This window comes from Kibdelosporangium philippinense (assembly GCF_021390435.2).
GTDB classification, from domain to species: Bacteria; Actinomycetota; Actinomycetes; order Mycobacteriales; family Pseudonocardiaceae; genus Kibdelosporangium; species Kibdelosporangium philippinense.
The window spans coordinates 2,084,766-2,098,249 of sequence record NZ_JAJVCN010000001.1 but is presented as its reverse complement, the minus strand read 5'-3'; the positions used below and the strand labels follow the sequence as shown (position 1 = coordinate 2,098,249).

General features: G+C 64.2%; 15 protein-coding genes. 5 read left to right on the top strand and 10 right to left on the bottom strand.

Features of this window, described 5'->3' with window-relative positions; translation table 11 throughout:
• Nucleotides 1–36 precede the first annotated feature (36 nt).
• The 3 genes from LWC34_RS09705 to LWC34_RS09695 form a co-directional block, all read right to left on the bottom strand.
• Nucleotides 37–2,007, bottom strand: a complete 1,971-nt coding sequence (locus LWC34_RS09705) for an APC family permease (protein WP_233724663.1) — start codon at nucleotides 2,005–2,007, stop codon at nucleotides 37–39.
• Nucleotides 2,008–2,129: 122 nt separating this feature from the next.
• Nucleotides 2,130–2,486: a hypothetical protein gene (locus LWC34_RS09700; protein WP_233724662.1), complete on the bottom strand. Its 357-nt coding sequence runs from the start codon at nucleotides 2,484–2,486 to the stop codon at nucleotides 2,130–2,132.
• Nucleotides 2,487–2,748: 262 nt separating this feature from the next.
• Nucleotides 2,749–3,027, bottom strand: coding sequence for a hypothetical protein (locus tag LWC34_RS09695; protein ID WP_233724661.1), 279 nt, complete (start codon nucleotides 3,025–3,027; stop codon nucleotides 2,749–2,751).
• Between the two features lie 191 nt (nucleotides 3,028–3,218).
• On the opposite strand from LWC34_RS09695, the gene LWC34_RS09690 reads away from it, so the two are divergent.
• A complete protein-coding gene (locus tag LWC34_RS09690) occupies nucleotides 3,219–4,262 on the top strand; it encodes an NHL domain-containing protein (RefSeq protein WP_233724660.1) in 1,044 nt (347 codons plus the stop codon).
• Between the two features lie 314 nt (nucleotides 4,263–4,576).
• Here the strand turns inward: LWC34_RS09690 and LWC34_RS09685 are convergent, their stop codons facing one another.
• Genes LWC34_RS09685 through LWC34_RS09675 form a run of 3 tightly spaced genes read right to left on the bottom strand, consistent with a single transcriptional unit; the run spans nucleotide 4,577 to nucleotide 6,636 of the window.
• A complete protein-coding gene (locus LWC34_RS09685; RefSeq protein WP_233724659.1) occupies nucleotides 4,577–4,810 on the bottom strand; it encodes a hypothetical protein in 234 nt (77 codons plus the stop codon).
• A 49-nt stretch (nucleotides 4,811–4,859) separates the two neighbouring features.
• Nucleotides 4,860–5,309, bottom strand: a complete 450-nt coding sequence (locus tag LWC34_RS09680; protein ID WP_233724658.1) for an Lrp/AsnC family transcriptional regulator — start codon at nucleotides 5,307–5,309, stop codon at nucleotides 4,860–4,862.
• 25 nt (nucleotides 5,310–5,334) lie between these two features.
• Entirely contained in the window at nucleotides 5,335–6,636 is a 1,302-nt protein-coding gene (locus LWC34_RS09675; RefSeq protein ID WP_233724657.1) for a class I adenylate-forming enzyme family protein, read from the bottom strand.
• 152 nt (nucleotides 6,637–6,788) lie between these two features.
• Between LWC34_RS09675 and LWC34_RS09670 the strand changes: the two genes are divergently transcribed.
• Nucleotides 6,789–8,012: a methylaspartate ammonia-lyase gene (locus tag LWC34_RS09670; RefSeq protein WP_233724656.1), complete on the top strand. Its 1,224-nt coding sequence runs from the start codon at nucleotides 6,789–6,791 to the stop codon at nucleotides 8,010–8,012.
• 87 nt (nucleotides 8,013–8,099) lie between these two features.
• On the opposite strand, the gene LWC34_RS09665 is transcribed toward LWC34_RS09670, so the two are convergent.
• The 4 genes from LWC34_RS09665 to LWC34_RS09650 form a co-directional block, all read right to left on the bottom strand.
• Complete coding sequence (locus LWC34_RS09665; RefSeq protein WP_233724655.1) at nucleotides 8,100–8,474, bottom strand: YbbN family protein; 375 nt, start codon at nucleotides 8,472–8,474, stop codon at nucleotides 8,100–8,102.
• Between the two features lie 42 nt (nucleotides 8,475–8,516).
• Entirely contained in the window at nucleotides 8,517–8,855 is a 339-nt protein-coding gene (locus LWC34_RS09660) for a winged helix-turn-helix transcriptional regulator (protein WP_233724654.1), read from the bottom strand.
• Between the two features lie 27 nt (nucleotides 8,856–8,882).
• Nucleotides 8,883–9,455 carry an NADPH-dependent FMN reductase gene (locus LWC34_RS09655; protein WP_233724653.1) on the bottom strand — a complete coding sequence of 191 codons (573 nt, stop codon included), beginning with the start codon at nucleotides 9,453–9,455 and terminating at the stop codon, nucleotides 8,883–8,885.
• Nucleotides 9,456–9,567: 112 nt separating this feature from the next.
• Entirely contained in the window at nucleotides 9,568–10,479 is a 912-nt protein-coding gene (locus LWC34_RS09650) for a YihY/virulence factor BrkB family protein (RefSeq protein WP_233724652.1), read from the bottom strand.
• 141 nt (nucleotides 10,480–10,620) lie between these two features.
• Between LWC34_RS09650 and LWC34_RS09645 the strand changes: the two genes are divergently transcribed.
• From LWC34_RS09645 to LWC34_RS09635, 3 genes are all read left to right on the top strand, one after another.
• Nucleotides 10,621–11,790: an epoxide hydrolase family protein gene (locus LWC34_RS09645; protein WP_308200000.1), complete on the top strand. Its 1,170-nt coding sequence runs from the start codon at nucleotides 10,621–10,623 to the stop codon at nucleotides 11,788–11,790.
• A 61-nt stretch (nucleotides 11,791–11,851) separates the two neighbouring features.
• Complete coding sequence (locus LWC34_RS09640; protein WP_233724651.1) at nucleotides 11,852–12,424, top strand: TetR/AcrR family transcriptional regulator; 573 nt, start codon at nucleotides 11,852–11,854, stop codon at nucleotides 12,422–12,424.
• A gap of 189 nt (nucleotides 12,425–12,613) precedes the next feature.
• Nucleotides 12,614–13,483 carry a hypothetical protein gene (locus tag LWC34_RS09635; RefSeq protein WP_233724650.1) on the top strand — a complete coding sequence of 290 codons (870 nt, stop codon included), beginning with the start codon at nucleotides 12,614–12,616 and terminating at the stop codon, nucleotides 13,481–13,483.
• Nucleotide 13,484 lies beyond the last annotated feature (1 nt).

Here is a 13,484-nt window from a genome sequence, read left to right as displayed (position 1 = left end):
GGTCACGGCCGCGCTGAGAAATCAGCAGGCGCTCACCTAGCCGCCGACGTGAATTCCTGGCCTGCGCGCGGGATCCGACTCGCACGTCCGCAGGATTTCACGGACGACCGGCGGCGTGTCACCACGGCCGAGGATCAGGTAGCGGAACAAGTGGCCAAGCGGACTGCCTTCAGACCATTCGAAATGGCAGTGCGGCCGCACGCCCGTGGTGTCCTGAAGGGCCAGCAGGATCGCGGCGATGGCGTTGGGCACGGCCGGACTCTGGGCGCGCAGGATCCGGTGTCCGTCGACCTCGCAACCTCGAACTTTCAGAACACCGCTGAACTGCGACGGGTCAGTGACGTCGATCTCGAGGAACAACACGTCCGCGTCCCCGGGAACCGGGTTCATGCCACGCTGTTCCAGTTCCTTGACCAGGTACTCGGCCGCGTCACCGGTCTGCCGCTTGTTTGTCAGGATGGTGATCCTGCCGTCGCGGGCGATGGTGTCGGTCACGAATCGCCGGGCCGCGTCATCGAATTCGATGCGATCGGCCCGCAGCTCGGTGGTGCGGCTTACCCGCGATATCAACGAGATCACCACAACCCCGGCTATGAACGCCATGGAAATGGCGATACCGTCCGGCTTCTCGATGATGTTCTCGACCAGTGCGTACAACAGCACCGACGTCAACACCGTGAAACCGATCGACGCGGGCTTCTGGCGGTGGCGGATCGCGGAAATCGTCACCGCGAACGAGCCGGAGACCATCATCGCGAGGATCCCGGTGGCGTAGGCGCCTGCCTGCGAGTTGACGTCGGCACCGAACATGATCGTGATCAGGATGCTGATCGCGGTGTAGACCAGCACGACCGGCCGCACCGCGCGACCCCATTCCGGGGCCATACCGTAAGACGGCAGGTAACGCGGCACGATGTTGATCAACCCGGCCATCGCTGACGCACCGGCGAACCACAGGATCAGTACGCTGCTGAGGTCGTAAACCGTGCCGAAAACCTCGCCGAGGTGTTCATGCGCCAAATACGCCAACGCCCGCCCGTTGGCCTCTCCCCCAGGCTGAAACTTCTCGGCCGGGATCAAGACAGTCGTGACGAAGCTCGTCGCGATCAGGTACACCGACATGATCAACGCAGCGGCCGTGAGCAGCTTGCGGGTATTGCGGATCCGCGACTGCAGCCGCTCTTCGGAGGTCTTTCCGTCCGCGGCGATCAGCGGCATCATGCTGACCCCGGTCTCGAACCCGGACAGCCCGAGCACCAGCAGCGGGAAGGCAAGGATCGCTGGGGTGACGATGTCGCCAGTCGCGGTCAGCCGGTCGGTCCAGCCAGCGATCAGCTCAGGGTTCGCGGCGAGTTCGACCACTCCCGCGCCCACGATCACCGCGTTGAGCAGCAGGAAGATCGCCACCAGCGGGATCGCGACCCCGACAGCCTCGCTGAAGCCAAGCAGGAACACCCCGCCGAGAACGAGCAGCAGGATCACCGTGATGAGCACTTCCTGCCCGTGCAGAAAGCCTGGCGTGATCGGGTTCTCCAGCAGATGCACGGTCGCGTCGGCGGATGAGAGTGTGATCGTGACGATCCACGAGGTCGCCACGAAACCAAGCAGCACCAGCACGAAGATCTTGCCCCGCCAGAATGGCAGCAGATGCTCCAGCATCGCGACCGAACCCTGGCCATGCGGACTCTCCCGTGCCACTCGCCGGTACATCGGCAGCATGCCCAGCAGCGTCAGCGCGACGATCAACAAGGTCGCCAACGGAGACAGCGCCCCCGCGGCCAGTGCCGCGATCGCAGGCAGGTAGGATAGCGTAGAGAAGTAGTCGACGCCGGTCAGGCACATGACCTTCCACCATGCCTGCGGCTTGCCGTGCCCCTCACCAGCCTCCGGCCCGACCGGCTGCACCCGGTGCTGCAGCAGCCAGCGGGCGACGCCCCTTGCTGGCGGTTTGGCTGCGACGGGATTGTCAACGCTCGCTGGGATGGCCAGCTCAGGCGCGTTCGTCATCTGTTGTCGGCTCCGGAAACGTCGTCGAAACGCGACGCCCCCAGCAACCGTCGCTCGGCCGCAGGTTACCGACGGATCCCCGTTGTTTTGACGGACGCGGGCGTCAGGATTTCGTAAAGACGCTATCCAAGCCGAACCCTGACGACTGTGGTGCGAGCCACAACAACCGGCATCTGAATCCACCGAATCCCAGCACCGACAACGGTTGCCCCGACGGCGGTCCCACCGAGCACAAGCGCGGCATTGACGCTGGCATCGGTGAGCGCGACTTGTCCGGTGTGGCCGATCACGAAACTGGCGTACAGCAACCAAGTCTGCAGCGCGGTGGCGAATGCACCCAGGACAGTGGTCAAACTGGACAGTGCGGCGACCGTCAAGACCGATGGCACCAACGCATTCGTACCATCCGCCGTCGCCGACGCGATCGTCGCGACGATTCCGCACCAGAAACCCGTTCCCGCACCATAAAGTGCGGGCATCCTAGGCCAGCGCGCCACCCTTGTCCGCATAATCCGAGTGAACACCACGCCGCTGTTCATCGGCCGAAGCCATACGCCTTCTTGACGGGATCAGCCCCCGGATTGACGCCGTGGAGCAGGATGCCATTCCGCAAGCAACGGCCAACACACTCTTCAGCAACGGTGGACACGGTGTGCCGGAACGGTGGACACGGTGTGCCGGAACGGTGGACACGGTGTGCTGGAACGGTGGACACGGCCTTAGCGGAGCTGTGAAGCGCGCTCATTCCCCAGTGATCTTGGCGGTACCGGCCAGGATTCTGGTCACCCAGGAACGCGCGGCCTCGCACATCGCAGCCTCCGGACCGCGGGCGTGGGCTAGGACCTCGTCATCGCGCCACACGATCAACGCGACGGCGGACTGCACGGGCGTCAAACCGACTATCCAGCAGTGGCCATCGTGCTCGAAGGAGCGCTCTGCCACGCTCCATCGCCCGCCGGTCAGGACCGTCAGCCGCCATGCCGGATCGGCCGTAAGTCCCGCAACGCCCTCGCCGTTCACCGGCAGACCACCTCCCGTTTGTTCACCTGTCGTTCATCGTAAAGACAAGTGAGCGGGAAAGGTCACATCGTCGATCACGAGTTGCTTAGCACCGGCCGAACCCCTGCACGCAGGCCAGCACCACGTACCGCTGGACGCCTACAGGGTGTGACGGGCAATCGGGTATTCGTGTGGTCTCGCGGATCCCCCACATGTCGCCACCCGGTGTTACTGGGGCCTTTTTCCTGGTATTGCCAGGGGTTCACTCTCATCAAATCGGGAACCAGGCCCGACAAGCTCGCGGGCATGCGGTTATCCGTTTTGATGGCGGCGATACTCGCCGCGACAACGGTTCTATCCACTACGACGGCCACGGCGGCACCGAGGAGGATCATCACCACAGTCGCGGGAACCGGATCACCGGATTTCAGCGGCGATGGCGGGCCTGCCCGGCATGCGGCCATTGGCGACCCACGCGGAATTGCCCACGACAGGCAGGCGATTACAACATCGCGGACTGCTCAGGCAACCGGGTCAGAAAGGTCGACCGGCGCGGCATAATCTCAACGATCGCCGGTACGGGTGAAGCCGGATTCGCCGGTGACGACGGTCCGGCGAACAACGCGAAACTCCATTGCCCAGAAGGGCTTGCGACCGACAACAGCGGCAACCTGTACATCGCCGACATTTACAATCGCAGGATCCGCAAGGCCGACGCGAACGGAACGATCTCCGCGTTCGCCGGTGACGGCGGTTACGACTACAACGGCGACAACATCCCCGCGGTCAGGGCCTCATTGTCCGGCTTGCGTGGCGTAGCAACGGATCGCGCCGGGAACATCTACATCACGGATGCCTGTCGCCTGCGCGTCCGCAAGGTCGACACCAACGGTGAGATCACGACGTTCGCGGGAACAGGCGAGCCTGGGCCGCTCGGCGATGGCGGTCCAGCGACCGAAGCAAGCCTTCCGCTGCCAGTTGGCGTCGCGTCTGATGACGCCGGAAACGTCTACATCTCCGACATTTACGACAGCCGGGTCCGGAAAGTCGACACCGCCGGAATCATCACAACCGTGGCCGTAAACGGAAACTGGGGATTCAGCGGCGACGGCGGCAAGGCGGACAAAGCCCAGTGGCGGCGGCGCTGCGTGATGATGTCACCGAGGGCACTCGAAGCGTGCGCGAGGCGTCCAGACCGCTTGCTTGAGCAGCAGACTGGCCGGGGCCGATGGCGAGTGCTCGTCTCAAGTCGTTGACTATGTGACCGGCCTTCCGGTCTGTCCACAATGGACGATAAATCATCACCCGAGTCACACCTGTCACACATACCACACCGGTTCCCCATGTTGATGCCGTGAAGGTCACCTTGACGGCGTTGAACGCCACGAATTTTCCCCTCGCAACGGCCTACCACCCGCACGGCACCACGGCCCCCAAGCATGACCGCTGCCACGGCAGCCTCCACGCTGCGCCACCCAGAAAACCCGCAGCTCACCGACCCCGAACACCGGTCCACCAACGCCGATCAACAAGCCTGAAACTCCTGACATTGGCGTTCAACGCCCCTCACTCAGCCCTCGCGAACAGTCGCGGGCGTGACCGCACCGGACAACGCAGGAGACGGCCCTCCCGCCGAGGAATGGATCTTCCAGATATGCCAGTTGTTGTCGTCGTCCCAGTCGGCGAAGGTCTTCTTCGCTTCCCCCGCGTCACCGCCGCAGATGGAGTCGGCCTGGTCGCAGTCCACGCTGGGGTGGAAGTTCAGCATCGGCGCGCAAGCGGACGTCAGCGTCCGATTGGTCAACCAGTGCACAATCCCCGCCGAGGCGCTCAACCCGGCCGGAAACCGGACATCAGGCGCGCGAGGCGGACTCGTGCAGCGCCGACAGCGTGACCGCGGTCTGTGACCAGTTCACGTTCGGCAGCGCGCGAACCCGGTCGAGCAGCTTTTCCATGTTCTGGGTGCTCGACGCGCGCGCCCGGACCAGCAGCGACCAGTCACCAGCCACCCGGTAGCACTCGTCAACGAACGCCTCATCGTCGTGGAACCCGAGGATCGCCTCGGACGTGGCCTGCGCGGTCGGCCCAATCACGCGAACCAGGACGAACACGGTGAACGGATACCCCATCGCCGACCAGTCGAGCTCGACCCGGTAGCCCCGGATCACGCCCTCCGCCTCAAGCCGCCGCAACCGGTGGTGCACGGCGGGCCTCGACAGGCTGACCTGCCGGGCGAGCTCAGCGTGCGACAGTCGCCCGTCGATGGCCAGCAGCCGCAGTAGCTGCTTGTCCACATCGTCCATGACCGTTAGTAAACACGGTTATGGTTCAGAGCAGATCCGGGATCGCCCGTCGGGAAATCTTGCCGTTGGCGGACGTCGGCAGTTCGGACACCAGGTGATAATCCTTCGGCCGCTTCGCCGGGGCCAAGTGGGCCTTGGCGTACTCGGTGAGTTCGGCGGCGGTCGCGGTGCCGACCACAGCGGCACACACCCGCTGGCCCCAGTGCTCATCGTCCATTCCGAACACCGCGCTCTCCCGCACGCCTGGGCAAGCGTTGAGCACACGTTCGATCTCCAGTGGATAGACATTGACGCCACCGGTGATGATCAAGTCGTCGCGACGGCCGTCCAGGTACAGGTAACCGGCGTCGTCCAGCCGTCCGGTGTCCATCACCGTGAGCTCAGAACCGCGCCACGCGGCAGCCGTCTTCTCCGGTGCGCGCCAGTAGCTGAATCGGGCGTGGCTGGGCATTTCGCACCAGATCACGCCGCCACCGTCCACACTCAACCGACGCCCCGGCCGGGCGCGTCCGACAGTGCCCTGACGAGAAAGCCATTCGCTGGTACGGCACACCGTGAACTGGCCCTCGGTCGAACCGTAGAACTCGACCACTGCGTCGGCCGGAAACGTGTCGATAACACGTCGTTTCAACGCGTCCGGGCAGGATTCACCGGCGTGCGCGAGCAACCGGAACGAGTCGACCAATGGGCTTCCGGCCGCGAAGATCCGCTTCAGGTGGGTCGGCGCGCAGAATGCCGTGGTAGGCCGGAAATCGGTCATCGCGGACAGTGCGACGGCAGGGTCGAAACGGCCCGGAAGCAGCACAGTTCCGCCGACAAGCAGGGTGTGCATGGCGAACCGCAGCGGCGCCGAGTGATACAGCGGCCCAACCACCAGATGCCTGTCGGCTGCCTCGAATTCCCACAGCTCGACTTCCTCATCGAACAGTGCCTGCGCCACGGTCTCCGCCAGTACGCCAGTCCACACGCCTTTGCGTCGACCGGATGTGCCTGAGGTGTAGTGCATCGGACGCGCCAACGGAACGTCAGCGAGATCAACAGCCGGACCGTCCACGAGCTTCTGCAGAGTCTCCTGGTTGTCCACGACCAATGCCGCATCGGCGTCGGTAACCAGTTCGGCATGCTCGGCGGCGGTGAGTGCGGGATCGAGCATGACCGGCACGACGCCACTACGCAGCGCACCGAGAGCGACCGCGAGCAGGTCACCGGACGTCGGCAGGGACAGCACTACCCGCTCGCCAACGTCCAGACCTGCACGTTTGAGGCCGCCCGCCGCACGTCGCTGCGTCTTTTCGCTGTCGGCCGCCGTGATGAGTCGCTGATCCACATGGCCGAAGTTACGCGTACCGCCCGGGTCTCGCCGAGTCGCCGAACCAATCGTCAATGCCACGCGGGTGCTGCGAGACGTTGTCTGCCTGCGTGCTGACGGTTCGTTCGCGTTGCCGCCGTGCTCATTCCGGCGGGGTTAGCGTCGCGTCCGTGACAACGCAGATCGTGAAGGTGGTGACTGCCAAGGGGCAAGCTGCTTTCTATGCCGACGACCAGGCCGCGATCCGGGCAGGTGCCCGCCGTGACGGGAAGACCTACCTCGGCCAGCCCGTGACACCCGGCTTTCGCGCGGTCCGGCAACCAGCCGACGCCTTGTCGGTCATGTTGGTGTTGAACGACGGTCAGGTGGCGCATGGCGACTGCGTCGGCGTGCAGTACGCCGGGGTCGCCGGGCGGGAGACTCCGTTCAACGCCGACAAAGCCCGAACGTTCATCGAGGATGTCGTGGCGCCAGCCATCATTGGCCGGGATGTCACGTCGTTCCGAGCGGGCGCCGAGGTTTTGACGAGCTCTCCGGCCGCCGTGGCTTACGGGGTCAGTCAGGCGCTGTTGGACGCTGCCGCGTTGGCGACCAAGCGAACCGCCGCCGAGGTGATCGTCGACGAGTACGACACCGGCGTCGATCTCCGGCCGATCCCGCTCATGGCACAGTCCGGTGAGGACAGACACCACGCCGTGGACAGCATGATCATCAAAGAGGTCGACGCGTTGCCGCACGGGCTGATCAACAACGCCACACAGCTTGTCGGCGTCGACGGGCAACTGCTTGTGGATTACGTTCGCTGGGTCAGCAACCGGGTCAAGGTGAAGCGCGCGAACTCCGACTACCAGCCGGTGCTGCACTTCGACACGTACGGCACACCAGGTTTCGTGTTCGACACGACCGAAAGTCTGGGCTGGTATCTGGCACGGCTCGCTGAGGCGGCGTCGCCGTTCCGGCTGCGTGTGGAGCAGCCGCTTGACGCGGGCAACCGGGAGAAGCAGGTCGAGCAACTGGCGGCTTTGCGTGCCGAGCTCAGCCGGATCGGCGCTGACGTGCAGATCGTCGCGGACGAATGGTGCAACACCGTGCAGGACATCAAGGATTTCGTCGCTGCCGGGGCCGCGGACATGATCCACGTCAAAGTGCCGGACCTCGGTGGCCTGGACCAGACCGTGGTTGCTTTGCGCTATTGCGCCGCGCAGGGCGTGCGGGGTTACTGCGGCGGGAGTTGCAGTGAGACCGCGCGAAGTGCCCAGTTGAGCGTGCATGTGGCGATGGCTTGTGGCGCTGATCAGGTGCTGGTCAAGCCCGGGATGGGCGCGGACGCCGGGCTCAGCGTCGTCCGTACCGAGATGGCCAAGGTTCTGGCCCTCAAGAGCACGGGCCCCTGAGTTCCGTGCGTTCAACCCGGGCAACAGATCGACCATTATGGATAGACCCGAAGCGCAGTTACATGGCCAACGAGTTGAGGCGAGCCGCTAGCTCTCCGGGACCCTTGGCATCGCCACTTCTCCCCTCGCACTGACCTTGATGTCCGATATGGACACTCGCAGCATGACGTCCATCCACTCCCTGAGCCTGGTTTCCGTGACATTGTCGGCCCTGGTGTGCGCTGTCATCCTGCCCTCGAGCAAGGCGACAAGAGTGGGTCGGACGCTCACTTCCTGCCGCTCTGCCACGATGCGGTTCGCTTCAGTATCAGCGACATGACCGAACAACCAAGCGCCCTCGTCTTCTTCGGCAAGCGTCGACAAGAGCCGTTCGTCATTAACGAAACCCAGTACCACCAGCCGCGTGCAAGACTCGGCGATGATCTGGTCGTAGTTGTCCGGTGTGACGGCTATGGTGCCCATACTGGACAGTGTCCGCGAACCGGGCTAAGCACAAGATAAGCGCTACGACCGCTTGGCGTCGTCCGGCAATGGAATCCATTTGTGCGCCCACTCGACAACGGAATCGAGCACGGGCGCGAGGTCCAGCGCCTTCTCGCTCAGCTTGTACTGAACCTGAACGGGCGGCCCTTCGGACACCTCACGCACGACGAGACCATCGGATTCCAGGCTGCGTAACCGCGCGGCGAGCATCGTGTCGCTCAGTCCGGGGATGGCTGCTTTGATCTCGGCGTACCGGTGGTGGCCGGTGAAGATCGCGCGCAGGATCGCGCCGGTCCACCGAGTGCCGATCATCTCGATGGCGCTGTGGAACCGGACGCACACCCGGTGGATGTCATTCATCAGACCACTATTTTAGATGGCCCGTATCTAATTTGCCCTGCGCAGTGGCCGGAAGGCGTCGGTGATCCTGCGCAGCTCGTCGAACATCGCCTTCGCCGAGGTCACCATGACGTCGTTGGCCTGGATTTGCTCGTCCTCGTCGAGCAACGAGTGCACGAACGGGATGGACACCGCTTCGGTCAACGGCACCATCTTCAACGTCGTGACGACCTGCTTGATCATTTGCGCGGCGCGCGTTCCGCCGGACACGCCGCCGTAGCTGACCAGACCGACCGGCTTGTACGCCCACTCCTGGTGGAGGTAGTCGATCGCGTTCTTCAGTGGAGCGGAGAAGCCGTAGTTGTACTCCGGCATGACGAACACGAACGCGTCCGCCGAGTCCACTGTGGCGCTCCAGTCCTTGGTGTGCTGGTGCACGTAGTTGCGCAGCCGGGGGTGGTGCGGCTCGTTCATCATCGGCAGGTTCAACTCGGCCAGGTCGACCAGTTCCACCTCGTCGAATCCACCGTGCTCGCTCGCCGCGCCGTTCACCCACTGCCCGACCGGCCAGCCGATCCGGCCTGGCCGCACGCTCGCGATGATGATCTGCAGCTTCGCCACGAATCCTCCTAAGGATTTCTGAGTAACTCAGAAAAGCTTAGCATCATCCGTCTGTACGCGTTCGCTCACCAGGATTGCCCGGACACGAATCAACCCCTGACGAACCCGCACGCTAACCTTCGGGATCACGGGGAGGCAGGACCGGCTCCTTGTCCTCCGGCTGCCCCTGTTCGATCTGTTTGCCTCGGGCCAGTTCCGCGTCGAGTTCGGCACCGAACAGCACCGCCAGGTTGGACAGCCACAGCCAGATCAGGAAAACCACGATCCCGGCGAGGGAACCGTATGTCTTGTTGTACGAGCCGAAGTTCGCCACGTACACGCTGAACCCGACCGAGGCAAGCACCCATAACAGCACCGCGACCGCGCTGCCTGGCGTGAGCCAGCGGAAACCTGGATGCCGGACATTCGGAGCCGCCCAGTACAGCAGTGCGAACGCCAGGCTGATCAGGATCGCGATCACCGGCCATTTGGCGATGTCCCAGATCAGCACGAAGGTCGAGCCGATGCCGAGCAGCTGCCCGGCCCGGTCGGCAACCCCGCCGGTGAGCACGACGCCCATCGCGCAAACCACAAGCAGAACGACGATGGCCAGGGTGATGCCCACCCGCAGCGGGATGGTCTTGAACAGCGACCGCCCTTCCTCAACGCCGTAGATCGCGTTGGCCGAACGAATGAAGGCGCCGATGTACCTCGAAGCCGTCCACAACGCGACAACCACACTGATGATCGCGAACGGTCCAGCAAGGTAGTTCGCGTCCTTCAGCTCGCCGACCGCGTTGAGCACGAGCTCACGGGCGGGCCCCGGCGCCATCTGCTCGATGTTGTCGGTGAGCGCCTTCGTCGACTCCGGCCCGAGCAAGCCCAACAACGCCGTCAGCACGATGATGCCGGGAAACAGCGACAACACGCTGTAGTACGTCAGCGCCGCCGCCCAGTCGTCCAGTCTGTCGCGCTGGAATCCCCTGACCGCCCGTTTCAGCACCTGCCACCACGAGCGCTTCGGCAGGTCCGTCGGGCCCTTCACATGCTTCACCATCGCCGCCTCCGGCGCCGGAGTACCCACGCCAGCGGCGACCATGCCTGGCAGGCCAGTCCTCGCCAGTTATATATCGCTCAGTACATAACTGTCGTACCCTCGCGTACAGGCACTGAGAAGGAGTGGATCGTGCGTATCGAAGAGTTGGGTGTCCCCGCTGGCACCGACGAGGTGACCCGGTTCGATCTCCATGTTCCCGACGAGGTCCTTGACGATCTGTCGCGCAGACTCGCCACGACGCGCTGGCCGGAGCGTGAGACCGTCACGGACTCAACGCAGGGCGCGCAGTTGGACCAGATGCAGGCCCTTGTGGACTATTGGCTGCACAGCTATGACTGGCGGCGCTTGGAAAACAAGCTGAACACGTTCGGGCAGTACCGCACCCGGATCGACGGACTGGACATCCACCTGCTGCACGTCCGGTCCCGGCACCAAGACGCCATGCCGCTGCTGTTGACGCATGGCTGGCCAGGATCAGTGGTCGAATTCGTTGACGCTATCGGCCCATTGACCGATCCGACCGCGTTCGGCGGGCGTGCCGAGGACGCCTTCCACGTAGTCATCCCATCGTTGCCGGGTTTCGGGTTCTCCGGCCGTCCAGTTGAGACGGGGTGGACATTCGACCGGATCGCGCGGGCGTGGACACAGTTGATGTCCCGGCTCGGTTATCGGCAGTACATCGCGCAAGGTGGCGATTGGGGTTCGGCGGTCACGCTCGCACTCGGCGCACAGGCCGCTCCCGCGCTCAAGGGCATCCACCTCAATTTCTTCGACCTGGCCGGCGACATGCCGGTGACCGATGTGTCCACTGTGGATGAAGACGTCGCGCAGGCAAGCATCAAGCACTACTTCTCCGACGAATTCGGCTACGCGTTGCTCCAGTCGACACGGCCACAGACCGTCGGCTACGGTCTTGCCGACTCTCCGGTCGGGCAAGCCGCGTGGATCTACGAGAAGCTGGCCGCGTGGTGCGACGGCGACGCGCACGACATCCTCGGGCTTGACAAGATACTGGACGCCATCATGCTCTACTGGCTGCCGGGAACCGGGGCATCATCGGGGCGCATCTATTGGGAGTACTACCACTCCGCGATGGACAGCACCGTGCCCGCCGTCCCGGTCGGATACAGCGCGTTCCCCGGCGAGCTCATGCAACTGCCGCAGGCATGGGCCGAACGCACCTACGGCGACAACCTGATCTACTTCAACAAGCCGAACAAGGGCGGCCACTTCGCCGCGTTCGAACAACCCGCGCTCTTCACTGACGAAGTCCGTGCCTTTGCCGGGCTGCTGCGCTGAAAGCCTGGCGCACCTCCCATGTTCTAGAATCGATCGGTACACAACGGCAGGAGGTGCGCCGATGGCCCGGCCACGTGAGTTCGACATCGACGAGGCGCTGGAGAAGGCGCTGCACGTGTTCTGGGCGAAAGGCTACGAGGGCGCGGCACTGTCCGACCTGACCGAGGCCATGGGCATCAACCGGCCAAGCATGTACTCCGCCTTCGGCAACAAGGAGACCCTGTTCCGCCAGGCACTCGACCGCTACGCCGAAGGCCCCGCCGCCTACCTGCACGAAGCGATCAAGGAGCCAACGGTCGGCAAGGTGGTCGAGCGAATGCTGCGCGGCGTGATCGAGGCAACCACAACACCATCGGCCCCACGAGGCTGTCTCATCGTCCACGGCGCGCTGGCATCCGGGGATGGTGCCGCTTCGGTCCGGTCCGAGCTGACCGCCCGGCGCCTCGCGGCGGAAAGCGCGCTCCGGCGTCGCTTCAAGCAAGCCAAGGATCTACCGGCAGGCATCACCCCTGACGATCTGGCACGCGCGGTAGTGGTCGCCGTCCAAGGGATCAGCGTGGAAGCCGTGAACGGCGCCACCAAGGAACAGCTGCGCCGGGTGGCCGACTTGTTTCTGCGGATCTGGGATCTGTAGGTCCACTTCGGGCTCCTTGACATCGCTGCGATGCCCGAATGCCCCTGTGACCCGCACTGTCGGTGGCGGACATACGCTCAGGTATGCGACCTCCGCAATAGCCATATCCACGAGCCCTGCTGGCTCGGCGTGGCACGACGGCGTTAGTGTGCTGAGGTACCCGCACGAGCAGCGCATGGACTGTCGATCATGGATGGACGAGCCGCATCTCCCACGGCGGTTGACCATGCGCTTGTTCACCGCCTTGAGCGGACCTTCATCGTGCCGCACCGCGACGCACTCATGCGGATGGCACAGGATTGCCAGCAGCGGGCCGCGCGCGTGCTGAAGTCTGGTTTCGGGCGCTACAGCGCGTTCGTCGAATTCGGGCACGCTGGAACGCCGGACCGGATCGACGTGTACTACACCGCCGAAGCCGGTGTGCTGGCGACGATCGGGCCGGTCGACAGGATCGGCCCACCGCTGAAGATCTCCTTCGGCTTTGGGCACGCGGTGATCCACAGCGGCGAGTTGACGGAATGGTGGCTGCTGCACCGATCTGGCCATTTCCGGGTCTCCCCGATGGAGCCGCGAGACATGGTCGCCATACTCAGTTCCCCGCAGACAGCCACGCCACGGATTCCCTTCCGGAGGTCGAAAAGGTTCTTCGGTTTCACGGCGGGCGAGGCGTTGGCGGCTATTGGCGAGGTTCCTCTCGTCCGAAGTCTCGGCCACGCGCTGAGCGACGACGTTCCACCCGACAACGAAGAACTCAGGCAGATCGTGTCCAGGCACATCGCCGTGCTGATGACCTGCGCTGAACGCAAGCAGCGCGAGTTCGACGGCACCGCGAAGACGATGGGCCGCGAACTGCCCCAGGAATCGCTCCAAAGCTGCCATCTCTCACCCGGGTACTTCGTCATCGCCCAATTCACACGCACCCCTGGGAAGTTCGCGCTCTACTACAGCGGCAATGACGGCGCACCCGCCGGCTTGTGCCAAGGTGCGGTCGAGTTCGCCAACCACCAGTTGACCTCGTGGTGGTTCGTCACGCCGAAACGGCGCATCAAGATCGTCTGAG